The sequence below is a fragment of the Streptomyces sp. NBC_00203 genome, assembly GCF_045206325.1.
Taxonomy (GTDB): domain Bacteria; phylum Actinomycetota; class Actinomycetes; order Streptomycetales; family Streptomycetaceae; genus Streptomyces; species Streptomyces lutosisoli.
In genome coordinates this window covers 2,801,502-2,827,089 of the sequence record NZ_CP108126.1, presented here as the reverse complement: position 1 = coordinate 2,827,089, position 25,588 = coordinate 2,801,502, and the positions used below count along the sequence as shown (strand labels likewise).

Below are 25,588 nucleotides of genomic sequence, written 5' to 3'. Positions count from 1 at the left end.
GAGGGATTCATGGGACTCACCATCGGCGTCGATATCGGCGGCACGAAGATCGCGGCCGGTGTGGTCGACGAGGAAGGCAACATCCTTTCGACGCACAAGGTGCCGACCCCCAGCACGCCGCAGGCCATCGTGGATGCCATCGCCTCCGCCGTGGAGGGCGCGCGCGCCGGTCACGACATCGTTGGCGTGGGCATCGGTGCCGCCGGATATGTGAACCGCCAGCGCTCGACGGTCTACTTCGCGCCGAACATCGACTGGCGGCAGGAGCCCCTCAAGGCCGAGGTCGAGGCCCGGGTGGGCCTGCCGGTCGTCGTCGAGAACGACGCGAACGCGGCGGCGTGGGGCGAGTACAAGTTCGGCGCGGGCAAGGGCCACCGCAACGTCATCTGCATCACCCTGGGCACGGGCCTCGGCGGCGGCATCATCATCGGCAACAAGCTGCGCCGCGGGCACTTCGGCGTGGCCGCCGAGTTCGGCCACATCCGCATGGTGCCGGACGGCCTGCTGTGCGGCTGCGGCTCGCAGGGCTGCTGGGAGCAGTACGCCTCCGGGCGCGCCCTCGTCCGCTACGCCAAGCAGCGCGCCAACGCGACCCCCGAGAACGCGGAGATCCTGCTCGAACTGGGCAACGGCACGCCCGACGGCATCGAGGGCAAGCACATCTCGGTGGCCGCCCGCCAGGGCGACCCGGTCGCGGTGGACTCCTACCGCGAGCTGGCCCGCTGGGCCGGCGCCGGCCTCGCCGACCTGGCCTCGCTCTTCGACCCCTCCGCCTTCATCGTCGGCGGCGGCCTCTCGGACGAGGGCGAGCTCGTCCTCGACCCCATCCGCAAGTCGTACAAGCGCTGGCTGGTCGGCGGCAACTGGCGCCCGGTGGCCGACGTGATCGCCGCCCAGCTGGGCAACAAGGCGGGCCTGGTGGGCGCGGCGGACCTGGCCCGCGAGCCGGACCCGATCATGTAACCCCCACGCACCATGTCGCCGCACATCGCCCGCCGCGCCCCTTTCGGGAACGGCGGGCGGTGCCATATAGCCTCCGCTGAGGGAAGCGCCCCTAAGGGGCGCGGGGCTGTGACATGATGCGGCTCCGCCGCGTGGGCGCGACCAGCCCCCACCGGCCTGCAGCCGACGAACTTCCGTAGTTTTTCGCCTCTCCCAGCGAACCGTCACCGCGTATGTTGATCGCCATGCCGACCAGCCCTTCCGCCAGTCCGCTACCAGCGCCCCGCACCGAACCCGACGGTTCAGCCGTCATCCGGGTCCTCAGCTACAACATCCGCTCCATGCGCGACGACACCACCGCACTCGCCCGCATCATCCGCGCCTGCGAACCGGACCTCGTCCTGATCCAAGAGGCCCCCCGCTTCTTCCGCTGGCGCAAGAAGCTGGCAAGGCTCGCGGCCGCCTCCGGCCAAGTCATCCTCTCCGGCGGAGCCACGGCGGCCGGCCCCGCCCTCCTCTGCTCCCTGCGCGCCACGGTCGAGCGCACCGAGGACGTCCTGCTCCCGCTCACCCCCGGCCAGCACCGCCGCGGCTTCGCCACCGCGGTCGTCCGCTTCGGGGGCGCCCGCCTCGGCGTCCTGAGCTGCCACCTCTCTCTGCGGCAGGACGAGCGGTACGAGCAGGGGGGCATGCTCCTCGACCGACTCGCGGGCCTCGGCACCCGGTACGCCGTCGCGGGCGGCGACCTGAACGACCGCCCCGACGGGCGCACCTTCAAGCGCCTCGCCGCCGCCCTCCAGGACGGCTGGGCGACCCACCCGTGGGGCGCGGAGAACACCTCCGCGCACACCAATCCCCACCAGCGCATCGACGCCATCTTCGCGACTGAGGGCGTGGAGGTCCTGGGGTGCGGGGTGCCGGTGGGTCTCCCGGGCGTGACGGAGACAGACCTGAGGGCGGCCACGGACCACCTGCCGGTCCTGGCCGCCCTCAGAGTGCCCGCGTCCTGAGGCGGCGGGTCAGACCACCGCGCCCCGCCCCGGATCGTCCCCGTCCTCGTCGTCGGTCTTCATACGTGCCACCAGCGTGGCGAAGCCGCCGACGAAGCCGCCGATGCTGACGGTGGCGAGCCACCAGGTCATCTCCCAGCTGAGGAGGACGGCCAGCAGGAGCAGGATGGGGCCGCCGATGACGCCGAGCCAGGCGAACTTGGCGGTGGTGTCGGCGTCCGGCAGCGGGGGCGGCTCGGGCGGCACGAAGTGGCCCTCGTCGTCCTCGTCGAAGTCGTCCTCGGTGGGCTCGGGCGCCTGGTAGTCGCGCGGGCCCCCGACACCGGGCGCGAAGGCGATCGAGCTGCCGAGGGGCTTGCCCCCGGATCCGGACTCGGAACCGGAACCGGAACCGGAACCGGAACCGGAACCGGAACCGGAGCCGGAGCTGGAACCGGCGTCGGATCCGTCCCCGGACTCGGCAGTGCCCTTGTTGCTCTTGCTATCCCCGTCGCCGCTGTTGCCGCCGTCGCCCCTGCCGCTCTTGTTGCCGCGGCCGGTTCCGTTGCCGCCGCCGTCGGTCTCGTCGTTCGTCTCCGGGTCGAGGAGAGCCAGGTCCTCGATCGACTTGAACGGTTTCGCGCCGGGCGGGTCCGGCGGCTCCTCGCCGTACCCGGCGACGATCGCCTGCCACGCGGCGTCCTCGTCGAAGGGCACGCTCTGCTCCTCCCCGAGAGTCGCGTCGAGAGGCTCACCGAGAGTCCCGTCGACGGACCCGTCGAGGGGCTCGCCGAGAGGTACGCCCTTCTCCTCGGAGTCGCCGCGCTCCGCGTCGTGCTCAGCCACCGGTGGCCGTCCCTTCCTGCTGACCCACCTGACCAGCGTCGGACTCCTTGCCGACGCTGGGCGCGAGCCGGGCGATGAACGCGTAGCTCTCCTCGAAGATCCGGTCCGCGTCATGGTCCAACGTCGCGACGTGGTAGCTCTGTTCCAGCAGGATCTCCGTCACGTCCGTGGACGACACCCGGCTGAGGACGCGCGCCGAGTCGGCGGGGGACACCACATGGTCCTGGAGGCTGTGCAGCAGCACTATCGGCTGGGTGACCTGCGGCAGATCGGCGTCGACGACCCCGAGGAGGTTCCGCAGCGAGTGCGCGGCGTGCAGCGGCACCCGGTCGTACCCGAGCTCGTCCGCACCCTCCTTCGCGATGTCGCTCGCGATTCCCTTCACCGACGGCACGAAGTGCCGGAGCACCGGGAGGGCGTGCGCGGCCGGACCGTGCACCTTGTTCAGCGGGTTGACGACCACGATGCCGCTGACCTCGTCACCGTGCTTGGCCGCCAGCCGCAGGGTCAGCGCGGCGCCCATGGAGAGCCCGAAGACGAACACCTGAGTGCACCGGTCCCGCAGGGCGCGAAGCTCGCGGTCCAGCTCCGCGTACCAGTCCTGCCAGCCGGTGAGCTGCATGTCCTCCCAGCGCGTGCCGTGTCCCGGCAGCAGCGGCAGCGCCACGGTCAGGCCGCGCTCGGCGAGATACTCCGCCCAGGTTCGCAGCGACTGCGGGGACCCGGTGAAACCGTGGCAGAGAAGGACGCCGACCTCTCCGCCCTCGTGGCGGAACGGCTCGGCTCCCGGAAGGACCGGCACCTTCGGTCTCCTGTTCATGAGGCGGACGGAACGGAACCCCCGAGGCTTCGAGGCGTACTTCACCGTACGCGACCGCACTGACACCGACCAGGGTCGTCGGGTCCTTTGACGGTGCTCCGGGTTAAGGTCTGATCGACGACACAGGAGGCACTCGGTTGATCTACGGCGCTATGAAGTTTTCCATCGGAGGGCCACTGAAGCTTGCCTTCAGGCCCTGGGTGGAAGGCCTCGAGAACATCCCCGCCGAGGGCCCCGCCATTCTGGCGAGCAATCATCTGTCGTTCTCGGACTCGTTCTTCCTGCCCGCGGTCCTCGACCGCAAGGTGACCTTCATCGCGAAGGCCGAGTACTTCACGACGCCCGGTATCAAGGGCCGGATGACCGCCGCCTTCTTCAAGGGTGTCGGCCAGCTCCCGGTGGACCGCTCCGGCGCGCGCGGTGCGGGCGAGGCGGCGATCAAGAGCGGCGTCGACGTCATCGAGCGCGGTGAGCTGTTCGGCATCTACCCGGAGGGCACGCGCTCGCCCGACGGCCGCCTCTACCGCGGCAAGCCCGGCGGCCTCGCGCGCGTGGCGCTCGCCACCGGTGCGCCCGTCATCCCGGTCGCGATGATCGACACCGAGAAGATCCAGCCTCCGGGCAAGGTGATGCCCAAGCTGATGCGCCCGGGCATCCGCATCGGCAAGCCGCTGGACTTCAGCCGCTACAACGGCATGGAACACGACCGTTTCGTGCTGCGCGCGGTGACCGACGAGGTCATGTACGAGATCATGAAGCTCTCCGGCCAGGAGTACGTCGACATCTACGCGACCGCCGCCAAGCGGCAGATCGCGGAGGCGGCGAAGGCCGACAAGGACGCGGAGAAGGCGGCGAAGGCCGCGCTCGCGCAAGCCGAGAAGCAGGCCGCCAAGGAAGCCGAGCAGGCGGAGAAGGAACGGTCCGGCTCCTAGGCGCGTCCGTCTGGACGTGCGGGAGTGGACGGGGTGGGGGAGCGCCCCGGAGGCGAACGAGCCATAAGGGGGGGACATGGCGAAGCGCGAAAGAGTCATGAGGATGTCGGTCGAGCAGCCGCTGTGGCGTGCGCTCACCGCGTACCGCGTGCTGACCATGCTGTACGCGATCGGCCTGTTCGCCACCGCGTACGACAAGTTCACCCGCCCCTGGGTGGCGATCGCGTTCTACGCACTGCTGTTCGTGTGGACCCTGGCTACCCTCCCCAGGGTCGCGAACGCGGCCAGCTGCACCAAGCGGTTCCTCACCGCGGACCTCACCATCGCGCTCGCCGGCATCCTGCTCACCCGGGTCGCCGACGCCTCCTCGCGGATAGAGGCCGGCGGCCCGACCCTGCCGTCGATATGGACCGCCGGCTCCGTCCTGGCCTTCGCGATCAAGGGCGGCTGGCGCTGGGCCGCCTTCGCTTCAACGCTCGTCGCCGCCGTCAACATCGTCGAGCGCGGCGCCCCGACCCGCGACACCGTGCACAACGTGATCCTCGTCTGGGTCGCCTCCATCGCCATCGGATACGTCGTCGAGGTCGCCCGCGCCTCGGAGCTCACCCTCGCCCGCGCCCTGGAGATCGAGGCCGCCACCCGCGAACGGGAGCGCCTGGCCCGCGACATCCACGACGGCGTACTCCAGGTCCTCGCCATGGTGCAGCGGCGCGCCTCCGCGCTCGGCGGCGAGGCGGCGGAGCTGGGCCGGATGGCCGGCGAGCAGGAGGTGGCGCTGCGCACGCTGGTCTCGGGCGGCCTGGTGCCCGTCTCCCGGGTGTCCGAGGACGCCGCGCTCGGCGCCGTCGTACGAGCGGTGGAGGAGCCGGACGACCACGAGGGCTCGGCGGCCCCCGTCGACCTGCGCGCCCTGCTCGCCCCGTACGCCACGGCGCGCGTCACCTTCTCCGAGCCGGGCTCCCCGGTCCCGCTTCCCCCGGCCGCCGCACGGGAGTTGGCCGCCGCCGTCGGTGCCGCCCTGGACAATGTCCGCAAGCACGTCGGCGAGGACGCCCGGGCCTGGATCCTGGTCGAGGACGAGCCGGACGAGGTGGTGGTGACCGTCCGCGACGACGGCCCCGGCATCCCGGAGGGCCGGCTCGCCCAGGCCGAGGGCGAGGGACGGCTCGGGGTGGCCCTGTCGATCCGCGGCCGGCTGCGCGACCTGGGCGGCACGGCGGAGCTGATCTCGGTCCCGGGCCAGGGCACGGAGGTCGAGCTGAAGGTACCGAAGGTTTCCCGGGGGAAGGCGGAACGGCGATGAAGAAGACGGTGGGACGGCGATGACGGAGGTCAAGGACGTGGCTGGGCAGGCCCCGATCAGGGTCATGGTGGTCGACGACCACCCCATGTGGCGCGACGCCGTGGCGCGCGACCTGGCCGAGGCCGGCTTCGACGTGGTCGCCACCGCGGGGGACGGCGAGCAGGCGGTGCGCCGCGCCCAGGCCGCCGCGCCCGATGTCCTTGTGCTCGACCTGAACCTGCCCGCCAAGCCCGGCGTCCAGGTCTGCAAGGAGCTGGTCGGCGCCAACCCGGCCCTCCGTGTCCTGGTCCTGTCGGCCAGCGGCGAGCACGCGGACGTCCTGGAGGCGGTGAAGTCCGGTGCGACGGGCTACCTCCTCAAGTCGGCGTCCACGGAGGAACTGATCGACGCGGTCCGCCGCACAGCCGTCGGCGACCCGGTGTTCACGCCGGGCCTCGCGGGCCTGGTGCTCGGCGAGTACCGCCGGCTGGCCTCCGAACCGGCCTCCGCCACGGGCACCGACGAGCCCAGGGCTCCTCAACTCACCGACCGCGAGACCGAGGTGCTCCGGCTGGTCGCCAAGGGCCTGAGCTACAAGCAGATAGCCGAGCGCCTGGTCATCTCCCACCGCACGGTCCAGAACCATGTGCAGAACACCCTGGGCAAGCTGCAACTGCACAACCGTGTCGAGCTGGTGCGCTACGCCATAGAACGTGGCCTTGACGAGGCGTAAACCTCACGCACCCCTCGTTCGAGTGAAGCCTCAGGCGAGGACGACTGATCAACACCCGCACAATTCACCGGAATTGACCTTCCGCACCATGCCGAAGTGACCTGGATCACTATTAGCGTGAGTTCCATCAGGCAACCGCGGCGAAGGGACTTTTCCATGCGGGTCGGAGTACTGACCGGAGGCGGCGACTGCCCCGGACTCAACGCCGTCATCCGGGGCATCGTCCGCAAGGGCGTGCAGGAGTACGGATACGACTTCGTCGGCTTCCGGGACGGCTGGCGCGGACCGCTCGAGAACGACACCGTCCGGCTGGACATCCCCGCCGTGCGCGGCATCCTGCCCCGCGGCGGCACCATCCTCGGCTCCTCACGCACCAACCCCTTGAAGCAGGAGAACGGCATCCGCCGCATCAAGGAGAACCTCGCCAAGCAGGAGGTCGAGGCGCTCATCGCGATCGGCGGCGAGGACACGCTCGGCGTCGCCGCGCGCCTCACCGACGAGTACGGCGTGCCCGTGGTCGGCGTACCGAAGACCATCGACAACGACCTGTCCGCCACCGACTACACCTTCGGCTTCGACACCGCCGTAGGCATCGCCACCGAGGCGATCGACCGCCTGCACACCACCGCCGAGTCGCACATGCGCGTCCTCGTCTGCGAGGTGATGGGCCGCCACGCGGGCTGGATCGCCATCCACTCGGGCCTGGCCGGCGGCGCCAACGTCATCCTCATCCCCGAGCAGCGCTTCGACGTCGACCAGGTGTGCGCCTATGTGACCTCACGGTTCAAGGCCTCGTACGCCCCGATCGTGGTCATCGCCGAGGGGGCGATGCCCCAGGACGGCCAGATGGTCCTCAAGGACGAGTCCCTCGACTCCTTCGGCCATGTACGCCTCTCCGGGGTCGGCGAGTGGCTGGCCAAGGAGATCGAGAGGCGCACCGGCAAGGAGGCGCGTACGACGGTCCTGGGCCACATCCAGCGCGGCGGCACCCCCAGCGCCTTCGACCGCTGGCTCGCCACCCGCTTCGGCCTGCACGCCATCGAGGCCGTCCGCGACGGCGACTTCGGCAAGATGGTCGCCCTGCGCGGCACGGACATCATCCGCGTCCCCATCGCGGAGGCCACGGCCAAACTGAAGACGGTGGACCCGAAGCTCTACGAGGAGGTAGGCGTCTTCTTCGGCTGACACGCAAGCCCCCGACGACGGTCAGCCGCGAACGGCGGCAAGGGGCCGGGTCGGGGGTGTCCGCCCGCAGCGGCTGGCGCGTCAACGCCGGTTCCTCGGAACCCGACCGATTCCGCGCCAGACCGAGGACGGATACCCCCGACCCGGCCCCGCCCCCCACCAATCCGCAGGCGAAAAACCCGCAACCCCCCGTATATTCACCGGCACCAGACAAGTCCGGCACAACCCCCGGAGGGCCCCGTGGAGATTCTCGCCTTCGGCGTCCAGTCCGACGAGAAGCCCCTGATCGAGCGGGCCTTCGCGGGACACCACGAGGTCCGCAGCCTGGACGTCTTCCTCAACGAGGACACCGCCCCCATCGCGGCCGGCTACGAGGCCATCTCCACCAGCGTCAACTGCGGCCTGGGCCACCGCGTCCTGCAGACCCTGGCAGCCGGCGGCACCCAGCTGATCGCCCAGCGCTCCACCGGCTTCAACAACATCGACCTCAACGTCGCCGAGCGCGTCGGCATGACGGTCGCCCGGGTCTCGTACTACTCGCCCTACTCGGTCGCCGAGTTCGCCTGGACCCTCGGCATGGCCGTCAACCGTCGTATCGTGCGCGCCGCCACCCGCACCCGCGACTTCGACTTCCGCCTCGACGGGCTGATGGGCCGCGACATGCACGGCCGCACCGCCGGCGTCCTCGGCACCGGCAAGATCGGCGAGGCGTTCACCCGGATCGCCCACGGCTTCGGCATGAACCTGCTCGGCTGGGACATCGCCGAGAACCCGGCCTGCGTAGAACTCGGCATGAAGTACGTCCCCAAGGAGCGGCTCCTCGCCGAGTCCGACCTGATCACCCTGCACGTCCCCCTGCTGCCGCAGACCGAGCGCCTCATCGACGCCGCCGCCCTGCGCGCGATGAAGGACGACGCGATCCTGGTGAACTCCAGCCGCGGCGGCCTCATCGACACCCAGGCCCTCGTCGCCGAGCTGCGCGAGGGCCGCTTCACGGGCGTCGGCCTCGACGTGTACGAGGCGGAAGCCGGGCTCTTCTTCCTCGACAAGTCGCTGGAGGCCATCGAGGACGACACCCTGGCCCGCCTCGTCACCTTCCCGAACGTGCTGGTCACGTCCCACCAGGCGTACTACACCGAGGACGCCGTGGGCCAGATCATCGACGCCACGGTCAAGAACGTCCTCGACTACAGGGCGGGCCGCCGCTCGGAGAACGTGCTGGTGCCCCGCAGCTGACCGACCAACTCCCGTACGATCGCCGCCCCGTTCAGCGTCAGCACCGACTCGGGGTGGAACTGCACCCCGGCAAACCCCGGCCCGCGCAGCGCGTGCACCTCCCCGGACCCGCTCCGGCTCACCTCGACACCGTGCGCGCCCAGCTCCCGGAACGCCTCGTCGTCGCAGCGCGCCACGAAGCTGTTGTAGAAGCCGACGGTCTCGGCCCGCCCGAACAGGTCGACCGTCGTCTGCGCCCCCTGGTACGGAACCTCCTTCCGTACGATCTCCAGGCCCAGCTCGGCCGCGATCAGCTCGTGCCCGAGGCAGACGCCGAGGACGCCGTGCCGGTTCTCCCGGATGACCTCGGCGGTCAGCGCTCGCAGGAACCGCATCTTCGCGTCGCCCGCGTCGGAGGGGTCCCCCGGCCCCGGGCCCAGCACCACAGGACCCTCGTGCGCGAGCACTGCCTCCCGCAGCCCCTCCTCGTCGTAGCGCCGCACGGTCACATCGAGCCCACTCGACCGCAGCACATGCCCGAGCATCGCCGTGAAGGTGTCCTCGCCGTCCACGACGAGCGCGTGCCCCGTGAGCTCCGCGGCGCGCTCCTGCATCCGCAGCCAGAACGGCGCCAGCGAGGCCCGCCGCCCGTCCAGCGCCGCCTGCACCCGCGGGTCGTCGCCCAGCTTCGGCCGTACGCCCTCCGCGCGCGGCCTGCCGGGACGCACCCCCAGGGCCGCCAGCACGCCCGCCGCCTTCGCATGCGTCTCGGCGACCTCGCTCGCCGGATCCGATCCCCGTACGAGCGTGGCACCCACCGGCACCCGCAGCCGCCCGTCCGCGTCGATGTCGGCGGTGCGGATGAGGATGGGGGAGTCGAGGGTCTGGGCCCCGCCCGCGTCCCGCCCGACCAGGGCCAGCGCCCCCGCGTAGTAGCCCCGCCCGCCGACTTCGTGGCGCTCGATGACCCGGCAGGCGTTCTGCACCGGTGAGCCGGTGACGGTCGCCGCGAACATGGTCTCCTTCAGCACCTCCCGCACATCCAGCGAGGACCGGCCCCGCAACTCGTACTCGGTGTGCGCGAGATGGGCCATCTCCTTGAGCCGCGGCCCGATCACCACCCCGCCCATGTCACCGACGGTGCACATCATCTTGAGCTCCTCGTCGACGACCATCGAGAGCTCCTCGATCTCCTTGCCGTCGGCGAGAAAGGCGAGCAGGTCCTCGGGCGTCGGCCCCCCGTCCGGATAGCGGTACGTCCCGCTGATCGGATTCATGACGACCGTCCCGCCCGACATCCGGACGTGCACCTCGGGGCTCGCCCCGACCAGCGTGCGCTCCCCGGTGTGCACGACATACGTCCAGTACGCGCCCCGCTCACCCACCAGCAGCCGCCGGAACAGCGCCAGCGCGTCGGCCTTCCCGAACCCCGGGATCTCACCCTCGTACGTACGCCGGATCACGAAGTTCGCGCCCTCGCCCCGCCCGATCTCCTCGCGCAGCACCCGCCCCACGATCCCGGCGTACTCCTCGTCGGCGACGTCGAAGCCCCCGCCCTCGACGCGCACGTCGTGCGACGGCAGCTGTGACAGGACGTGCTCCAGCGGCAGTTCGTACGTCTCCTCGGCGGTCAGCACCGCCAGCGGCGTGCCGTCGTCACGGACGTCGAAGCCGCGCTCCCGGATCTGGCGGAACGGGACAAGGGCGAGGGAGGGGCGGTCGCCGACGGGGATGTCCGCGAGGCGGTCGCAGTGGGTGACCGGGCCGAGCAGGAGCTCCACGACGTCGTGATCGTGGCCCGGGGCGCGGCGGCGCAGCAGGGCGAACGGACGGGGATCGTCCAGCAGGTCGAGCAGGTTCATCGGTCCTGTTCCTTCTCGTGGTGGAGCTCGGTCAGCGAGCTCACTGGGAGAGGAACGACCCCGGGAAACACCGAAGGCCGCCCCTCGGGCGGCCTTCGCGAAGTCTTGCGTACGCGCAGTCAGTGGGCCGCCGGATGAGCGGTCCACCACCAGTTCTGGGTCGAATGCGCGAACATGCGCCGCACCCTACCCGACCCCGGGGGTCGGGCAACAGCGTGAACCGTTCCCGTGTCGCGTTCGGACTGCCCGGTCACCGGCCATGCATGGCCACGAAGCCCGACCGAGGAGAGAGAGCCATGCCCGCAGCCCGTTCACCCCAGCTCCGCCGGAGCGGTGCCCGTGCGCTCACGGTGTTCGCCGCGGCCGCGGCCCTCGCCGCCGGCTCGCTCGGCGCCGCCCGCTCGGCCCCGCGCCCCGCGGACTCCGAGGACACCGTCCAGGTCGCATACCGGGGCCATGAGTTCACCGTCCCCGCCTCCTGGGAGGTCGTGGACCTGGCGGAGCACCCGGACGCCTGTGTCCGGTTCGACCGGCACGCCGTGTACCTCGGCGCGCCCGGCGACCGGCAGCGGTGCCCGGCCCGGGCCAAGGGACGTACGGAAGCGCTCCTGATCCAGCCGGCCCCCGTACCTGCCGGCGGGAACGCCGTCACCGAGAACCGCACGACCCGTACCTACCGGGCCACCGCGGACCGCATCACCGTGACCGCCGCGTACGGCGAGGACCGTACGCGGATCCAGGACGTCCTGCGCAGCGCCGGACTGCCCGTCGCCGCCGCGCGGGCCGAGGAGGCCTCCGCGACGCCCGCCGCGGCGCCCCTCCCCGCGGACGCCACGTCCTTCCGGGGCAAGGGCTTCGACGCCTGCACCGCCCCCAGCCAGTCGGCCATGAACGCCTGGCGGGCGGCGTCCGGCTACGGCGCCGTCGGCGTCTACATCGGCGGGATCAACCGCGCCTGCGCCCAGCCGAACCTCACCGCCGGATGGGTGCGCAAGCAGTACACGGCCGGCTGGCGGTTCTTCCCGCTGTACGTCGGCCGGCAGCCCTCCGCGGACGGCGGCAGCTGTCAGGGCAACTGCGCCGCGATCACCAGTCCGGCATCCCAGGGCACCACGGCCGCCTCCGACGCGGCCGTGCAGGCCGCGGCCCTGGGGCTCGGCAAGGGCACGGTGATCTACCTCGACCTGGAGGCCTATCCCACCGGGGGAGCCGTGACCACCCGGGTGCTCGGCTACCTCAAGGCCTACACCAAGCGTCTGCACACGCTGGGCTACCGCTCCGGCGCGTACGGCAGCGTCGCGTCCCTGGTCACCGACCTGGTGGCCCACCGGAGCAGCGTCACCCTGCCCGACGTGATCCACTTCGCCAGCTGGAACCTCGTGTACACCACGGCCGACGCGGCGATCCCCAAGGATCTGTGGGCCAATCACCAGCGCATCCACCAGTACCGGGGCGACACGACCGAGACCCACGGCGGAGTGACGATCGACATCGACCGCGACCGGCTCGACGTGGACTGAGCGGCCTGACCTGCTCCGGGCGGCCGCACGGACCCGTCGTACGGCCGCCTGGAAACACCCCCGATCGAGCGCGGCCCGTCTCAATTGATGAGCACGTGAATGGACGCCCGACACGACCCCGTAATGTTGTGGAGGTGACCGTGAACGCTAAGTCCAGCGCAAGCGCTGGCAACACCTGGCGAAACCTGCCCGCGGCGCAGCAGCCCGAGTACCCCGATGCCGAGGCTCTGCGCGATGTGATCGCGGACCTCGAGTCGTATCCGCCGCTTGTCTTCGCGGGCGAGTGCGACCAGCTGCGCGCCCGGATGGCGGCCGTCGCCAAGGGAGAGGCGTTCCTGCTCCAGGGCGGCGACTGCGCCGAGGCCTTCGACGCCGTGTCGGCCGACCACATCCGTCAAAAGCTCAAGACCCTGCTCCAGATGGGCGCCGTGCTGACGTACGCCGCCTCGGTGCCGGTCGTGAAGGTCGGCCGCATCGCCGGCCAGTACTCCAAGCCGCGCTCCAAGGGCACCGAGACCCGCGACGGCGTGACCCTGCCGACCTACCGCGGCGACTCCGTCAACGGCTTCGACTTCGACGAGAAGTCCCGCATCCCGGACCCCGAGCGCCTGAAGCGGATGTACAACGCCTCCGCCTCCACGCTCAACCTGGTGCGCGCCTTCACCACCGGCGGCTACGCCGACCTGCGCCAGGTGCACGCCTGGAACCAGGACTTCGTGAAGTCGTCCCCGTCCGGCCAGCGCTACGAGCAACTGGCGCGCGAGATCGACAACGCGCTGAACTTCATGCGGGCCTGCGGGACCGACCCGGAGGAGTTCAAGACCGTCGAGTTCTACGCCTCCCACGAGGCACTGCTCCTCGACTACGAGTCGGCGCTGACCAGGGTCGACTCGCGTACGGGCCACCTGTACGACGTCTCGGGCCACATGGTGTGGATCGGTGAGCGCACCCGTCAGCTGGACGGCGCGCACATCGAGTTCGCCTCGAAGATCCGCAACCCGATCGGCATCAAGCTGGGCCCGACGACGACGGCCGAGGAAGCGCTGCAGTACATCGAGCGCCTCGACCCCGACCGTGAGCCGGGCCGCCTGACCTTCATCGTGCGGATGGGCGCGGACAAGGTCCGCGACAAGCTGCCCGAGCTGGTCGAGAAGGTCACCGCCTCCGGCGCGACCGTGGCCTGGGTGACCGACCCGATGCACGGCAACACCTTCGAGGCGGCCTCGGGCCACAAGACCCGCCGCTTCGACGACGTGCTCGACGAGGTCAAGGGCTTCTTCGAGGTCCACAAGTCCCTCGGTACGCACCCGGGCGGCATTCATGTCGAGCTCACCGGTGACGACGTCACCGAGTGCGTGGGCGGCGGCGACGAGATCTTCGTCGACGATCTGCACCAGCGCTACGAGACGGCCTGCGACCCGCGTCTGAACCGCAGCCAGTCCCTTGACCTGGCCTTCCTGGTCGCCGAGATGTACCGGGACCAGTAGCAGATCAGCAGGCATTTCGCCTGTTACCGGCATGTGAAGTGGGGCGCGGATCACATACGATCCGCGCCCCACCCCACTTTTACGACAGCTGTGTGCCGGGTAAGGTTAGGTAAGCCTCACCGATTATCGGGATGGCACGACTGACTCTTCGATCCCGTCGGGAGGTGACCCGCGTGTACGTCTGCAACTGCTTCGGCGTGACCGAGGCGCAGGTCAAGAAGCACGCGGATGGCGGTGCCTGCACCCCCCGGCAGATAGCTTCGGCCTGCAAGGCGGGTACGGACTGCGGGTCGTGCGTACGCCGTATCCAGGCGCTGCTGGGCAGGGATGCCTGCCCGCGCCGTGAGCTGGCCGACCGGGGCAGTCCGGTCCTCGCCGAACTCGCCGAACTGGAAGACGCGGCCTAGCTCCGGCCTAGCTGGGCTGCTCGATCTGCTGCGCGATGTAGAGCGCCTCGCCGAGCTTCTCGATGAGCTCCAGCTGCGTGTCCAGATAGTCGATGTGGTGCTCTTCGTCCTCGAGGATCGACTCGAAGAGGTTCGCGGATGTGATGTCGCTCTTCGCGCGCATCACCTCGATACCGCGCTTGAGGCGGTCGATCGCCTCGACCTCCACCTGCCGGTCGGCCTGGAACATCTCCGTGAGGGTCTGCCCCACCCGCACATGGAACAGCCGCTGGTAGTTCGGCAGGCCGTCCAGCATGAGGATGCGTTCGGTGATCTTGTCCGCGTGCTTCATCTCATCGATGGACTCTTCACGCGTGTACTTGGCGAGCTTCGTCCAGCCGTTGTTGTCCTGGATGCGGTAGTGCAGCCAGTACTGGTTGATCGCCGTCAGCTCGCCGGTCAGCTGCTCGTTGAGGAATTCGATGACCTCGGGGTCGCCCTGCATCGCAGAGGCTCCTTCCAAGCGGGGGGACTGGGCAGGTTGCGCCGCATCTTTGCACCGGTGTACAAGGTCGTCCAGTAAGTGCACGCTTAGTAGGAGTTGCCCGAATACGACCTCGGCTGGTCATGGGCACTGCCCCCGGTCTGTCAGGATGGAGTCATGGGTCAGCCGGTGGAGCGTGAATCTGGAGAAGCGGCACAGTCGGAGCTTCCGCCGGGGCAGCGACTTCAGCGCGGCTGGCCGGTCACGCACTACGGTCCCGTCCCCAAGTTCCGCCCCGAACGCTGGGAGTTCAGGGTCTTCGGCGCCACCGCCGACGGCGAGAAACACTGCTGGACCCACGAGGAGTTCACGGCCCTGCCGTACGCCTCCGTCGTAGCCGATCTGCACTGCGTCACGAAGTTCAGCATGCTCGGGGCCGAATGGGGTGGCATCCCCGCCCGTACGATCCTGGAGATCGCCCCGCCCGCGCCCACCGTCACTCATGTGATGGTCTGGGCCGAATACGGATTCAGCTCGAACCTGCGCCTGGCGGACTTCGCCTCCGACCGCACGATCTTCGCCACCCACAAGGACGGCGAACTGCTGACGGCGGAACACGGCTTCCCGCTCCGCCTCGTCGTCCCTCATCTGTACGCCTGGAAGGGCCCCAAGTGGGTCCGCGGCGTCGAGTACATGACGGCCGACCGCCGTGGCTTCTGGGAGGAGCGCGGCTACCACAACGTCGGCGACCCCTGGCGCGAGCAGCGCTACTCGTACCAGGAGGAGCCCGGGGACGGCCCCGAGCTCTGACTCCTGCTTCGTCTTTCCGGCCGGCTGAACTCTGGGATTCACCGGCTGAACTCCGGGATTCAGTGGTGGTGCTGGTGCACCACCGCGTGCCCCTTGCCGCGGCCGATCATCCACTTGTTGACCGGCGTGGTGACCACGAAGGCGATCACGAGTGAGATGGCCAGCGAGAACCAGAACAGTGCGTCGGCCAGGCCCGCGTCCATCGCGTCCGGCCACAGCACGATCACGCCGTTGTCGATCAGCTCCATCACGGCGATGGACACGGTGTCCGCGGCGAGCGCGACCCGGAACGCCGTCCGGAAGTCGACGCCGGCCTTGAGCACTCCGCGCAGAGTGAACGAGTAGCCGAAGACGAAGGCGAGGACGATCGCCAGGATCATCGTCGGCACGTTGCCCCAGCCGAACGCCGTGCCGATCACCATGCCGAGCACCTCGCCGATGGCGCAGCCGGTGAGGCAGTGCAGGGTCGCCTGCGCGGCCATGGACCAGGTGGCCTTGCCCATGCCATGCGCGTGAGCGTACGTCTCGTGGTGCGAGTGCTCGGTGTGCTCGGTGTGGGTGTGCTCGGTGTGGGTGTGCTCGGCGTGTGCCTCGTGCTGCATGAGAAGCCCCCAACGTCAGGTAACGGTTCCTGCATCAGGCAGGAACCGTATACCCCCTGGGGGTATTCCTCAACGGTCTCGAAAGTGGCCGTGATGGTGGCCTCGGCCGATGGCTCAGCCGTCGCGCAGCTTCTTCAGCCGCTCCACGTCCGCCGCGTGCCCTTCCTTGCCGCCGGGCGTCTCGATGATCAGGGGTACGCCCTCGGTGGCGGGGTGGGTCATCAGGGCGCGGAACGGGTCCTCGCCGATGTGGCCGGAGCCGATGTTCTCGTGGCGGTCCTTGTGCGCGCCGACGACGTCCTTGGAGTCGTTGGCGTGGATCAGCTTGAGTCGCCCCTCGCCAACGGTGTCGACCAGCAGGTCGAGGGTCTGGTGCATCCCGCTCGGCCCCGTCAGGTCGTGGCCGGCCGCGAAGATGTGGCAGGTGTCGAGGCAGACGCCGAGCTTGGGGTGGGCGTCGAGCGCCTCGAAGTACGGCCCGAAGTCCCAGGTGCGGGAGCAGAGCGAGGAGCCCTGACCGGCGGTCGACTCCAGCAGGAGGAACGGGTCGTCGTCATGCGTCAGCTCGTCCAGCAGCGGCAACAGGTGCTCACGTACCTGCTTGAGGGCGACGGACCGGTCCCGCCCGCCGGTGGCGCTGCCGGTGTGCACGACCACGCCCAGGGCGCCGATCTCCCGCCCGCGCCGCAACGAGTGCCGCAGCGACTCCACCGACTTCTCGACCGTCGCCTCGGTGTGCGAGCCGAAGTTGATCAGATACGGGGCATGGACGTACGCGGGGATCGACTCGGCGGCGCAGGCCGCGCGGAACGCCTCGTCCTGCTTCGGGTTTCCGGCGGGCGTGGCCCAGCCGCGCGGGTTGGCGACGAAGACCTGGACGGTCTCGGCCAACAGATCGCGGGCGTAGGTCAGGCCGACGGAGTCGAGGCCGCCGGCCACGGGGACATGGCCGCCGACGGGGTTACGGAGCTGCTTGCTGGTCACGCTCTTCAGGGTGTCACGTGCTGCGGGGTGCCCCGTCGGCGGTCCTCAAGGCCGTGAAGCCCGCCCCCGGCTCAGCGGATCTCGATGGTGATCGTCGATCCCTTGGGGGCTGTCTCGCCGCCGTCCACCGACTGGCTCTTGACCTTGTCCCCGAAGAGCCCGAGCAGTCCGCGGTCCTCGTCGACCTTGAACCCGGCATCCTCCAGCGCCTTCTTCGCGTCGTCCACGCTGTCGCCCACGACGTCCGGGACCTGGACCATTTCGGGGCCCTTGGAGATCGTCAGCGTCACCGTGTCACCGGTGGCGAGCTCGCGGCCCGCGCCCGGCGACTGCTCGGCGACCTGGCCCTTGTCGAACTCCGAATTGACCTTCTCGGGGGCGATCTTCACCTTCAGGCCGGAGGATTCGAGCTCCGAGGTGGCGTCCTCCACGGACGCGCCCGTGACCTCGGGCACCTCCACGGGGCTGCCCTTGCTGACGGTGATCGCGATGGCCGAACCGGCGTGCCGCTTGGTGCCCGCCGACGGATCCGTGCTGATCACGAAGCCCTTGGCGACGTCCTCGCTGAACTCCCGGGTGACCATGCCCGCGGCGAGTCCGTCGTCCTTGAGGACTTCCTTCGCCTTGAACAGCGCGAAGCCCTTCAGGTCGGGCACCTTCACCGTCTCGGGGCCGTTGGAGATGGTCAGCGTCACCGAGTCGTTGTCGCGGATGCGGGCGCCGATCTCCGGGTCGGTGCTGATGACGGTGCCGCGCTTCACGGTGTCGCTGTACGCGTGCTTGACCTTGGCGTCGAGCCCGGCGTTGGACAGCCGGTCCTTGGCCTGCTTCTCGGTCTTCGACAGGACCGGCGGGACCTTGGTGAACTGGCCGGAGTTGATGTACCAGACGCCCCCGCCGAGGCCCAGCACAAGCAGGACGGCGGCGACGATGACCAGCATCCCGCGCCGGGGCCCCCGAGGGGCGCGCCGCGAGGGAGCGACCGGCGCGGTCTCGAAGCGGCTGGTCCGCTCGAACCGGCTGGTCCGGTCGAGGGCGGAGGTGTCGTCCTCGTCCTCGTTCACGGGCAGCAGACGGGGCACCGACAGCGAGCGCGGGATCACACTCGTACGGTCGCCGGCGTTGTCGTGGCCCGTGGCGAGCGCCTGCGGCGGTACGGCGTCGAGCTGCTCGGCGGTGAGCCCGGCCCGCGCCTGGAGCACCATGCCGAGCAGCGCCACCGCGTCGTGCGGGCGCACCTCGGGATTACGGGCGGTCGCGGTGCCGACCAGCTCGTCGAGCTCGTACGGCAGTCCCGGCACGGCGGCCGACGGCGGCGGTACATCCGCGTGGAGGTGCTGGTAGAGCACCTGGGCGGGGGAGTCCCCGGAGTGCGGCTTGCCGCCGGTGAGCATCTCGTAGAGGACGACCCCGCACGCGTAGACGTCGACGCGGGTGTCGGCGGTGCCGTGCTCGATCTGTTCGGGGGCGAGGTACGAGACGGTGCCGAGAACGGACCCCGTCGTATTGGTGACCGTGTCCACGGCCCGTACGAGACCGAAGTCGGCCACTTTGACCCGGCCGTCGTCCCCTATGAGGACGTTCTCCGGCTTCATGTCGCGGTGCACGAACCCGGCGCGGTGCGCGGCGCCGAGCGCGGCGAGCACCGGCTCCAGGATGTCGAGCGCGGCCCGCGGCTGCAGGGCACCACGGTCGCGCAGCACGTCGCGCAGCGTGCACCCGGCGATGTACTCCATGGCCAGATAGACGTACGACCCGTCCGTCCCCTGGTCGAAGACCTGCACCACATTGGGGTGGGCGAGCCGGGCCACCGACTTGGCCTCACGGATGAAGCGCTCGACGAACGAGCCGTCGGCGGCCAGCGTCGGGTGCATCACCTTGAGCGCGAGCACGCGGTCGAGGCGGGTGTCCAGGGCCCTGTAGACCGTGGCCATCCCGCCGACCGCGATCCGTGAGTCAACGCGATAACGGCCATCGAGCACGCGCCCGACAAGCGGGTCCTGAAGGGTCGTATCCACGCAGGTGAGTGTACGAGCCGCCACTGTCACGACAGCCCGTTCCCCCGATACCGCAGCGCGACTGCAGCCGACCTGTGACGCACACCGCATGCAACGAACCGTTTGCGGGGTCAGCCGCCAACGGCGGGAACCCCCACAGGAGACCTGAACTTCCCAGCAGACCTGAAACGGGCGGTGCGCGGGCGGGGAAAATCGTTGACAGCAACCACCCACCACGGACAGCCAAGGTCAGAAGGCCGGCCGCTCCGGATCCAGCACCGCCAAGCCCTCCGCAGGAGACGACGCCTCGGCGAAGTGCCGCCGAGGAATCCGCCCCGCGCGATACGCGAGCCGCCCCGCCTCCACCGCGTGCCGCATCCCCTCAGCCATCAGCACCGGCTCCTGCGCCCGCGTCACCGCCGAGGCAAGCATCACCCCCGCACACCCCAGCTCCATGGCCAGCGCGGCATCCGACGCCGTACCGGCCCCCGCGTCCAGAATGACCGGCACGCGCGCGTGCTCCACGATCAACTGGAAGTTGTGCGGATTCCGAATCCCCAGCCCGGACCCGATCGGCGACCCCAGCGGCATGATCGCCGCACAGCCGGCGTCCTCCAGCTTCCGCGCCAGTACAGGATCGTCATTCGTGTACGGCAGCACGATGAACCCGTCGTCCACCAGCGTCTCCGCCGCGTCGAGCAGCTCGATCGGATCGGGCAGCAGCGTCCGCTCGTCGGCGATGACCTCCAGCTTGACCAGGTTCGTGCCAAGGGCTTCCCGCGCGAGCCGGGCGGTCAGCACGGCCTCACCCGCGGTGAAACACCCCGCTGTGTTCGGCAGCACGCGGATGCCCAGCTTGTCGAGGACGGACAGCACCGAGCCGTGCACGGAGGCGTTCACGCGCCGCATCGCGACCGTCGTCAGCTCCGTGCCGGACGCCACGAGCGAGCGTTCCAGGACGTCGAGGCTGGGCGCACCGCCCGTACCCATGATCAGCCGGGACGAGAAGGACGTACCACCGAGGAGGAAGGGATCGTCGGCCATGGGTCAGCCTCCCTGGACGGCGGTGAGGACTTCGACGCGGTCTCCCTCGGAGAGGGCGGTGGACGACCACTGCCCGCGCGGGACGACGGTTTCGTTGAGCGCGGCGGCCACGCCGGACGGTGCGACGGTGAGGGCCGCGACGAGCGAGTCGAGAGCGGTCCCCGCGGCGATCCGCTGCCGTTCTCCATTGACGAAGATGTTCATGCGGGCTGCTCCGTGAGGGCGGCGGCGCTGAAACGCCGGGGGGTGAAGGGGCGGGCCTCGTCGGGGAGTTCACCGGTGGTCAGGGCGTGGGCCATCGCGTCACCGGTGACGGGCGTGAGCAGGACGCCGTTGCGGTAGTGCCCGGTGGCCAGCAGCAGGCCGTCGAGTTCGGTCGGACCGAGCAGCGGCGCGTTGTCGGGCGAACCCGGGCGCAGTCCCGCACGGGTCTCCGTGAGCGGCAGCTCGGTGATCCCGGGAACCAGCTCATGGGCGTCGCGCAGCAGCTCGTACACGCCGCCCGCGGTCACCGTCGTGTCCCAGCCCAGCTCCTCGCTGGTGGCGCCGACGACGAGCTCGCCGTTCTCGCGCGGCACCAGGTAGACCTGGCTGCCGCGCACCACGGCCCGCACGGTGCGGCTCAGGAAGGGCGCGTACCGCTTCGGCACGGTCAGCCGCAGCACCTGCCCCTTCACGGGGCGCACGGGCGGCAGGACCTTGTCGGGAACGCCCGCCAGACGCCCGCTGAGGCTGCCCCCGGCGAGCACCACCTGGCCGGCGGCGAGCTCGGTGCCGGCCGTGGTGACGACTCCGGTGGCCCGGTCCCCCGCGACGGTCAGCCGCTCGGCCCATGTCCGGTGGAACACCACTCCGGCCCGCTCGCACGCGGTGACCAGGGCCCCCGCGAGCCGGCGCGGATCGACCTGGTGGTCGCCGTCGACCCGCAGACCGCCGCGTACCCCGGGTGCCAGCATCGGCTCCAGACGGCGGCACTCGCGCCCGCTCAGCCACTCGGAGTCGAGCCCCGACTGGCGTTGCAGGGCGTGCAGTTCCCGCAGATGGGCGCGGTCGTCGGCGTCCAGCGCGACGGCCAGCGTGCCGCACTGGCGGTAGCCGAGGTCCTGGCCGGTCACCTCGGTGAGCTCGGCGGCGAACTCCGGATAGCGGCGCGCGGAGGCGAGATTGAGACCCAGCAGGGTCTGCTCGCCGTAGTGCAGTTCGGTGACGGCGGCGAGCATTCCGGCGGCCACCTGGGCCGCTCCGCCGCCGGGCTCGGGATCCACGAGGGCGGTCGTGAACCCGCGCTGCGCGGCCCGCCAGGCCGTCACGAGCCCGATGATTCCGCCCCCGATGACGAGGACGTCTGACGTACGTGTAGGCGACATGGGCGTCCAGCCCCTCCCTTCGCCGGCATGACCCGGATCAGGTTCGTACGGTCGGAGGCCGTCCCAGCCTCCCTCTCAGCCCAGTACGTCCGGGCTCCCGCGAGTGCTTTACGGTGGCCACCCTAGCCCGCCGCCACCTGTCTCAGTAAGGGAGCCTCCGCCCATGGCGCGTTCGCTCGACGGCCTCGTTCTCGCCCCTGTCGCCGACCAGGCGCCCGGGCAGGTGGGCACCCGCACCCGCTTCACGTACCACGAGAAGGACGGCGAGATCTGGGCCGAATACGCGGGCGGCGACGTCATAAGAGGCCACCTTCTGGGTACCCGCCAGGACGACCGGCTCGACTTCCGGTACGTACAGCTGAAGCACGACGGCAGCACCTCGTCGGGGCACTGCGTGTCCCTCGTGGTCGAGCTGCCCGACGGGCGCGTACGCCTGGAGGAGACCTGGGAATGGGAGTCGCGGACGGGCAGCGGGACGAGCATCGTGGAGCAGGTCGGCGGACAGGTCGGCGAGGATTGTGGAACAGGTCACTGAACGCGTCCGCTGACTGACGAATTGTCAGTTGTCTATGGTGATCAGGTGAGCGAGCAGACGCAGGCACAGTCGCAGGGGCGTACGGCACGGCGGGTCGTCGTCGTGGGCGCGGGCATGGCCGGTGTGCAGACCGCGGTCGCCCTGCGCGAACAGGGTTTCAAGGGCAGCGTGACGCTGATCGGCGCGGAGCCCCATCAGCCGTACGACCGGCCGCCGCTGTCCAAGGCCGTGCTGCTCGGAAAGGCCGAGGGCTCAGCCTTCGACGTCGACTTCGAGGCACTGGACATCGATCTGCAGCTCGGGCGCGAGGCGCTCGGCGTACGGCCTCGCGAGCATGAGCTGGACACCGCCACCGGGCCCGAGCCGTACGACGTCCTGGTCATCGCCACCGGCGCGGAGCCGATTCAGCTGCCGGGCGCGGAGGGTGTGCCCGGGGTCCATCTGCTGCGCACCCTGGACGACGCCGAGCGGCTGCGTCCCGTCCTCGCTCAGCAGCACGACATCGTGGTCGTCGGGGCGGGCTGGATCGGCGCCGAGTTCGCCACGGCGGCGCGCGAGGCGGGGTGCGCGGTGACCGTCGTCGAGGCCGCCGACCGGCCGCTCGCCGGGGCACTGCCCGCCGAGGTGGCCGCGCCGATGGCGTCCTGGTACGCGGACAGCGGGGCCTCGTTGCGAACGCACGCGCGCGTGGAGCGCATCGAGCCGGGTGCCGTGGTCCTCGACGACGGCTCCCGGGTGCCCGCGGACGCGGTCGTCGTCGGCATCGGGGCCCGCCCCGCGACGGCCTGGCTCGCCGGCTCCGGAATCGCACTCGGCGCCCACCACGAGATCGTGGCCGACGACCACCTGCGCACCTCCGTACCGGACGTCTACGCGGTCGGCGACTGTGCCTCCTTCCCTTCGGGAAGGTATGAGGACCGCCTCCTCGTCCACCACTGGGACAACGCTCTCCAGGGCCCGCGTACGGTCGCCGCGAACATCATCGGCGAGGCCCCGGCGGCGTACGACCCGGTCCCGTACTTCTGGTCCGAGCAGTTCGGCCGCTTCGTCCAGTACGTCGGCCACCATGCCCCGGCCGATGCCACGGTGTGGCGCGGCGACCCCGCGGGCGCCTCCTGGTCGGTCTGCTGGCTCCGCGAGAACCGCCTGGTCGCTCTTCTGGCCGTGGGGCGCCCGAGGGACCTGGCCCAGGGGCGCAGACTCATCGAGGCGGGCACCCCGATGGACCCGGAAGTTCTGGCGGACCCGTCGAAGCCTCTGAAGGCAGCCATGGCCTAATCCGTTACCCCAGGTCGGACGCCCTTGGCTTCCGACTGTCAGTCCGGGATGGCAGGCTTGTCCCGTGACCGAGATTGACGCAAAGATTGATGCTCTCGTCCCCGCCTGGCTCACCCTCCCCGACATCGCCGAAATGTTCGACGTCGAGGTGACTCGTGTGCGGCAGCATGTCAAGGAAGGCCTGCTGATCGCCGTACGACGTGGTGAGAACAGGGCGTTGCACGTGCCCGCGGCCTTCATCGACGGTGACGCCGAGCAGGGATACCGGATCGTCAAGGGCCTGTCCGGCACCCTGACGCTCCTGCGGGACGACGGCTTCTCCGACGAAGAGATGCTTGAGTGGCTCTTCACCCCCGACCCGACCCTGCCCGGCACCCCCGCGCAGGCTCTGAGCGAGAATCGCGGCACGGAGGTGAAGCGCCGCGCCCAGGCGCTTGCCGTCTGACCTGAACAGAAGACCGTCCGGCATACGGACCACGGCGGGCAGGGCCACCCCGGCCGCCGTGGTCCGTACGCACCGACAACGGGGGATACACGCATGCCCGAGAACGCTGCCGACACCGCGCGCGCCCAGCTCGCCGACGCCCGCGTCTACCTCTGCACGGACGCCCGCAAGCGCCAGGGCGACCTCGCCGGTTTCCTCGATGCGGTCCTGGCGGGCGGCGTGGACATCGTGCAGCTGCGCGACAAGGGCATGGAGGCGGCCGAGGAGCTGGAGCACCTCCAGGTCTTCGCGGACGCCTGCGCACGCCACGGCAAGCTCCTCGCGGTCAACGACCGGGCGGACGTGGCCCACGCCATCGGCGCCGACGTCCTGCACCTGGGCCAGGGCGACCTCCCGGTCCCCGCGGCCCGCGCCGTCCTCGGCGACGACGTCCTGATAGGCCGCTCCACCCACGCCGAGTCCGAGGTCGCGGCCGCCGCCGTCCAGGAGGGCGTGGACTACTTCTGCACCGGCCCCTGCTGGCCCACCCCCACCAAGCCCGGCCGCCACGCACCCGGCCTCGACCTGGTCCGTTACACGGCCTCGCTGGGCAGCGACCGCCCCTGGTTCGCCATCGGCGGCATCGACCTCGGCAACCTCGACGAGGTCCTGGAGGCGGGCGCCCGCCGTGTCGTCGTCGTACGGGCGATCACCGAGGCGGACGATCCGGGAGCGGCGGCGGGAGAGTTCGCGAAGCGACTGCGTCACGCGTAGTCACCTGGTGACTGTTCCGGCCGGTTGTCCGATTAGTTGTCCGACGAGTGTCCGAGGGGTGGACAAGAAGTCGACAAATAGGACAATTCGCCTCGGTTCGGTTGGGGGACGGGCGACCCCTGGCTAACCTGCCGGTATGGCCCTCGGATCTGCTTCCACCAGGACTGATCGCGCACGCACCGTGCGCGACATGCTCGCGACCGGCAAGACGACGTACTCGTTCGAGTTCTCCGCGCCGAAGACCCCCAAGGGCGAGCGGAACCTGTGGAACGCCCTCCGCCGGGTCGAGGCCGTCGCGCCCGACTTCGTCTCCGTGACCTACGGCGCCGGCGGCTCCACCCGCGCCGGCACGGTCAAGGAGACCGAGCAGATCGTCGCCGACACGACGCTCACCCCGGTGGCCCACCTCACCGCGGTCAACCACTCCATCGCGGAACTGCGCAACATCATCGGCCAGTACGCGGACGCCGGAATCCGCAACATCCTCGCTGTCCGCGGCGACCCGCCCGGCGATCCCATGGGCGAATGGGTGCCGCACCCGCGGGGTCTGACATACGCGGCCGAGCTCGTTCAGCTCATCAAGGAGTCCGGCGATTTCTGCGTCGGCGTCGCGGCCTTCCCGGAGATGCACCCGCGCTCCGCGGAATGGGACCTGGACGTCGCGCACTTCGTCGACAAATGCCGCGCCGGCGCCGACTACGCGATCACGCAGATGTTCTTCCAGCCGGACTCGTACTTGCGCCTGCGCGACCGTGTCGCGGCGGCCGGCTGCGAGACCCCGGTCATTCCGGAGGTCATGCCGGTGACGAGCGTGAAGATGCTGGAGCGGCTTCCGAAGCTCAGCAACGCCTCGTTCCCGGACGCCCTGAAAGAGCGGATCCTCACAGCCAAAGACGATGCGGCGGCTGTACGCTCCATTGGCATTGAGTTCGCGACGGAGTTCTGCGCGAGGCTGCTGGCCGAGGGAGTCCCCGGACTGCACTTCATTACGCTCAACAACTCCACGGCGACGCTGGAAATCTACGAGAATCTGGGCCTGCACCACCCACAGCAGGCCTAGACCGGTCGCACCCGCGTACGACAGACTGCG

Annotated in this window: 27 protein-coding genes and 1 riboswitch; of the genes, 16 read left to right on the top strand and 11 right to left on the bottom strand. The window is 70.2% G+C overall.

Annotation, left to right across the window (positions count from 1 at the left end):
• Positions 1-9 precede the first annotated feature (9 nt).
• Positions 10-963, top strand: a complete 954-nt coding sequence (locus tag OG975_RS12985) for an ROK family glucokinase (RefSeq protein ID WP_406329258.1) — start codon at positions 10-12, stop codon at positions 961-963.
• 224 nt (positions 964-1,187) lie between these two features.
• Positions 1,188-1,952, top strand: coding sequence for an endonuclease/exonuclease/phosphatase family protein (locus tag OG975_RS12980; RefSeq protein WP_406329257.1), 765 nt, complete (start codon positions 1,188-1,190; stop codon positions 1,950-1,952).
• A 9-nt stretch (positions 1,953-1,961) separates the two neighbouring features.
• Here the strand turns inward: OG975_RS12980 and OG975_RS12975 are convergent, their stop codons facing one another.
• Complete coding sequence (locus OG975_RS12975; protein ID WP_406336251.1) at positions 1,962-2,648, bottom strand: hypothetical protein; 687 nt, start codon at positions 2,646-2,648, stop codon at positions 1,962-1,964.
• A 121-nt stretch (positions 2,649-2,769) separates the two neighbouring features.
• Positions 2,770-3,579, bottom strand: a complete 810-nt coding sequence (locus OG975_RS12970; protein ID WP_406336250.1) for an alpha/beta hydrolase — start codon at positions 3,577-3,579, stop codon at positions 2,770-2,772.
• 170 nt (positions 3,580-3,749) lie between these two features.
• On the opposite strand from OG975_RS12970, the gene OG975_RS12965 reads away from it, so the two are divergent.
• The 5 genes from OG975_RS12965 (at position 3,750) to OG975_RS12945 (ending at position 8,965) form a co-directional block, all read left to right on the top strand.
• Complete coding sequence (locus OG975_RS12965; protein ID WP_406329256.1) at positions 3,750-4,529, top strand: lysophospholipid acyltransferase family protein; 780 nt, start codon at positions 3,750-3,752, stop codon at positions 4,527-4,529.
• A 76-nt stretch (positions 4,530-4,605) separates the two neighbouring features.
• Positions 4,606-5,832, top strand: a complete 1,227-nt coding sequence (macS, locus tag OG975_RS12960; RefSeq protein ID WP_406329255.1) for a MacS family sensor histidine kinase — start codon at positions 4,606-4,608, stop codon at positions 5,830-5,832.
• Between the two features lie 19 nt (positions 5,833-5,851).
• The gene (locus OG975_RS12955) at positions 5,852-6,544 is read left to right on the top strand and encodes a response regulator (RefSeq protein WP_406329254.1); all 693 of its coding nucleotides are present in this window, start codon (positions 5,852-5,854) and stop codon (positions 6,542-6,544) included.
• A 156-nt stretch (positions 6,545-6,700) separates the two neighbouring features.
• The gene (locus OG975_RS12950; protein WP_406329253.1) at positions 6,701-7,729 is read left to right on the top strand and encodes a 6-phosphofructokinase; all 1,029 of its coding nucleotides are present in this window, start codon (positions 6,701-6,703) and stop codon (positions 7,727-7,729) included.
• 240 nt (positions 7,730-7,969) lie between these two features.
• A complete protein-coding gene (locus OG975_RS12945; RefSeq protein ID WP_406329252.1) occupies positions 7,970-8,965 on the top strand; it encodes a 2-hydroxyacid dehydrogenase in 996 nt (331 codons plus the stop codon).
• Here OG975_RS12945 and OG975_RS12940 read toward each other — a convergent pair.
• Complete coding sequence (locus tag OG975_RS12940; RefSeq protein WP_406329251.1) at positions 8,917-10,806, bottom strand: anthranilate synthase family protein; 1,890 nt, start codon at positions 10,804-10,806, stop codon at positions 8,917-8,919. The two genes, OG975_RS12945 and OG975_RS12940, sit on opposite strands and share 49 nt — an antisense overlap.
• A 119-nt stretch (positions 10,807-10,925) precedes the next feature.
• The gene (locus tag OG975_RS12935; RefSeq protein WP_071528813.1) at positions 10,926-10,982 is read right to left on the bottom strand and encodes a trp operon leader peptide; all 57 of its coding nucleotides are present in this window, start codon (positions 10,980-10,982) and stop codon (positions 10,926-10,928) included.
• 120 nt (positions 10,983-11,102) lie between these two features.
• On the opposite strand from OG975_RS12935, the gene OG975_RS12930 reads away from it, so the two are divergent.
• The 3 genes from OG975_RS12930 to OG975_RS12920 all read left to right on the top strand — a co-directional run bounded on the left by OG975_RS12930 (position 11,103) and on the right by OG975_RS12920 (position 14,220).
• Positions 11,103-12,326, top strand: a complete 1,224-nt coding sequence (locus OG975_RS12930) for a glycoside hydrolase domain-containing protein (RefSeq protein ID WP_406329250.1) — start codon at positions 11,103-11,105, stop codon at positions 12,324-12,326.
• Positions 12,327-12,460: 134 nt separating this feature from the next.
• Positions 12,461-13,813 carry a class II 3-deoxy-7-phosphoheptulonate synthase gene (locus OG975_RS12925; protein WP_406329249.1) on the top strand — a complete coding sequence of 451 codons (1,353 nt, stop codon included), beginning with the start codon at positions 12,461-12,463 and terminating at the stop codon, positions 13,811-13,813.
• 164 nt (positions 13,814-13,977) lie between these two features.
• Positions 13,978-14,220, top strand: a complete 243-nt coding sequence (locus OG975_RS12920; protein ID WP_406329248.1) for a bacterioferritin-associated ferredoxin — start codon at positions 13,978-13,980, stop codon at positions 14,218-14,220.
• A 7-nt stretch (positions 14,221-14,227) separates the two neighbouring features.
• Here the strand turns inward: OG975_RS12920 and bfr are convergent, their stop codons facing one another.
• A complete protein-coding gene (gene bfr, locus OG975_RS12915; RefSeq protein WP_330303953.1) occupies positions 14,228-14,704 on the bottom strand; it encodes a bacterioferritin in 477 nt (158 codons plus the stop codon).
• A 156-nt stretch (positions 14,705-14,860) separates the two neighbouring features.
• Between bfr and OG975_RS12910 the strand changes: the two genes are divergently transcribed.
• Complete coding sequence (locus OG975_RS12910; RefSeq protein ID WP_381248111.1) at positions 14,861-15,493, top strand: sulfite oxidase-like oxidoreductase; 633 nt, start codon at positions 14,861-14,863, stop codon at positions 15,491-15,493.
• 59 nt (positions 15,494-15,552) lie between these two features.
• On the opposite strand, the gene OG975_RS12905 is transcribed toward OG975_RS12910, so the two are convergent.
• From OG975_RS12905 to thiO, 6 genes are all read right to left on the bottom strand, one after another.
• Entirely contained in the window at positions 15,553-16,095 is a 543-nt protein-coding gene (locus OG975_RS12905; protein ID WP_406329247.1) for a DUF4396 domain-containing protein, read from the bottom strand.
• A gap of 114 nt (positions 16,096-16,209) precedes the next feature.
• Positions 16,210-17,079 carry a deoxyribonuclease IV gene (locus tag OG975_RS12900; protein ID WP_406329246.1) on the bottom strand — a complete coding sequence of 290 codons (870 nt, stop codon included), beginning with the start codon at positions 17,077-17,079 and terminating at the stop codon, positions 16,210-16,212.
• A 71-nt stretch (positions 17,080-17,150) separates the two neighbouring features.
• Positions 17,151-19,097 carry a Stk1 family PASTA domain-containing Ser/Thr kinase gene (gene pknB, locus OG975_RS12895; protein WP_406329245.1) on the bottom strand — a complete coding sequence of 649 codons (1,947 nt, stop codon included), beginning with the start codon at positions 19,095-19,097 and terminating at the stop codon, positions 17,151-17,153.
• Positions 19,098-19,325: 228 nt separating this feature from the next.
• Positions 19,326-20,120: a thiazole synthase gene (locus OG975_RS12890; protein WP_406329244.1), complete on the bottom strand. Its 795-nt coding sequence runs from the start codon at positions 20,118-20,120 to the stop codon at positions 19,326-19,328.
• Between the two features lie 3 nt (positions 20,121-20,123).
• Entirely contained in the window at positions 20,124-20,324 is a 201-nt protein-coding gene (gene thiS, locus OG975_RS12885) for a sulfur carrier protein ThiS (RefSeq protein ID WP_327428069.1), read from the bottom strand.
• Positions 20,321-21,487, bottom strand: coding sequence for a glycine oxidase ThiO (gene thiO / locus OG975_RS12880; protein WP_406329243.1), 1,167 nt, complete (start codon positions 21,485-21,487; stop codon positions 20,321-20,323). The genes thiS and thiO overlap by 4 nt, the downstream gene beginning before the upstream one ends.
• Positions 21,485-21,598: riboswitch (TPP riboswitch) on the bottom strand. It overlaps the preceding gene by 3 nt.
• 52 nt (positions 21,599-21,650) lie before the next feature.
• Between thiO and OG975_RS12875 the strand changes: the two genes are divergently transcribed.
• The 5 genes from OG975_RS12875 (at position 21,651) to metF (ending at position 25,558) form a co-directional block, all read left to right on the top strand.
• Positions 21,651-22,022 carry a hypothetical protein gene (locus tag OG975_RS12875; RefSeq protein ID WP_406329242.1) on the top strand — a complete coding sequence of 124 codons (372 nt, stop codon included), beginning with the start codon at positions 21,651-21,653 and terminating at the stop codon, positions 22,020-22,022.
• Between the two features lie 45 nt (positions 22,023-22,067).
• On the top strand, positions 22,068-23,300 hold the full coding sequence (locus OG975_RS12870) for an NAD(P)/FAD-dependent oxidoreductase (protein ID WP_406329241.1): 1,233 nt from the start codon (positions 22,068-22,070) through the stop codon (positions 23,298-23,300).
• A gap of 64 nt (positions 23,301-23,364) precedes the next feature.
• Positions 23,365-23,745 carry an Rv2175c family DNA-binding protein gene (locus tag OG975_RS12865; protein WP_327428066.1) on the top strand — a complete coding sequence of 127 codons (381 nt, stop codon included), beginning with the start codon at positions 23,365-23,367 and terminating at the stop codon, positions 23,743-23,745.
• A 93-nt stretch (positions 23,746-23,838) separates the two neighbouring features.
• On the top strand, positions 23,839-24,498 hold the full coding sequence (thiE, locus tag OG975_RS12860) for a thiamine phosphate synthase (protein WP_330303944.1): 660 nt from the start codon (positions 23,839-23,841) through the stop codon (positions 24,496-24,498).
• A 136-nt stretch (positions 24,499-24,634) separates the two neighbouring features.
• The gene (metF, locus tag OG975_RS12855; protein WP_406329240.1) at positions 24,635-25,558 is read left to right on the top strand and encodes a methylenetetrahydrofolate reductase [NAD(P)H]; all 924 of its coding nucleotides are present in this window, start codon (positions 24,635-24,637) and stop codon (positions 25,556-25,558) included.
• The last annotated feature ends 30 nt before the right edge of the window (positions 25,559-25,588 follow it).

What these genes read in the sequence shown, in the direction of transcription:
- OG975_RS12905 (WP_406329247.1), bottom strand. Translation starts at nt 16,095, where the DNA reads ATGCAGCACGAGGCACACGCCGAGCACACCCACACCGAGCACACCCAC.
- OG975_RS12955 (WP_406329254.1), top strand. Translation starts at nt 5,852, where the DNA reads ATGACGGAGGTCAAGGACGTGGCTGGGCAGGCCCCGATCAGGGTCATG.
- OG975_RS12875 (WP_406329242.1), top strand. Translation starts at nt 21,651, where the DNA reads ATGGCGCGTTCGCTCGACGGCCTCGTTCTCGCCCCTGTCGCCGACCAG.
- OG975_RS12890 (WP_406329244.1), bottom strand. Translation starts at nt 20,120, where the DNA reads ATGGCCGACGATCCCTTCCTCCTCGGTGGTACGTCCTTCTCGTCCCGG.
- metF (WP_406329240.1), top strand. Translation starts at nt 24,635, where the DNA reads ATGGCCCTCGGATCTGCTTCCACCAGGACTGATCGCGCACGCACCGTG.
- OG975_RS12965 (WP_406329256.1), top strand. Translation starts at nt 3,750, where the DNA reads ATGAAGTTTTCCATCGGAGGGCCACTGAAGCTTGCCTTCAGGCCCTGG.
- macS (WP_406329255.1), top strand. Translation starts at nt 4,606, where the DNA reads ATGGCGAAGCGCGAAAGAGTCATGAGGATGTCGGTCGAGCAGCCGCTG.
- thiE (WP_330303944.1), top strand. Translation starts at nt 23,839, where the DNA reads ATGCCCGAGAACGCTGCCGACACCGCGCGCGCCCAGCTCGCCGACGCC.
- OG975_RS12930 (WP_406329250.1), top strand. Translation starts at nt 11,103, where the DNA reads ATGCCCGCAGCCCGTTCACCCCAGCTCCGCCGGAGCGGTGCCCGTGCG.
- thiS (WP_327428069.1), bottom strand. Translation starts at nt 20,324, where the DNA reads ATGAACATCTTCGTCAATGGAGAACGGCAGCGGATCGCCGCGGGGACC.
- OG975_RS12985 (WP_406329258.1), top strand. Translation starts at nt 10, where the DNA reads ATGGGACTCACCATCGGCGTCGATATCGGCGGCACGAAGATCGCGGCC.
- OG975_RS12940 (WP_406329251.1), bottom strand. Translation starts at nt 10,806, where the DNA reads ATGAACCTGCTCGACCTGCTGGACGATCCCCGTCCGTTCGCCCTGCTG.
- bfr (WP_330303953.1), bottom strand. Translation starts at nt 14,704, where the DNA reads ATGCAGGGCGACCCCGAGGTCATCGAATTCCTCAACGAGCAGCTGACC.
- OG975_RS12950 (WP_406329253.1), top strand. Translation starts at nt 6,701, where the DNA reads ATGCGGGTCGGAGTACTGACCGGAGGCGGCGACTGCCCCGGACTCAAC.
- OG975_RS12980 (WP_406329257.1), top strand. Translation starts at nt 1,188, where the DNA reads ATGCCGACCAGCCCTTCCGCCAGTCCGCTACCAGCGCCCCGCACCGAA.
- thiO (WP_406329243.1), bottom strand. Translation starts at nt 21,487, where the DNA reads ATGTCGCCTACACGTACGTCAGACGTCCTCGTCATCGGGGGCGGAATC.
- OG975_RS12910 (WP_381248111.1), top strand. Translation starts at nt 14,861, where the DNA reads ATGGGTCAGCCGGTGGAGCGTGAATCTGGAGAAGCGGCACAGTCGGAG.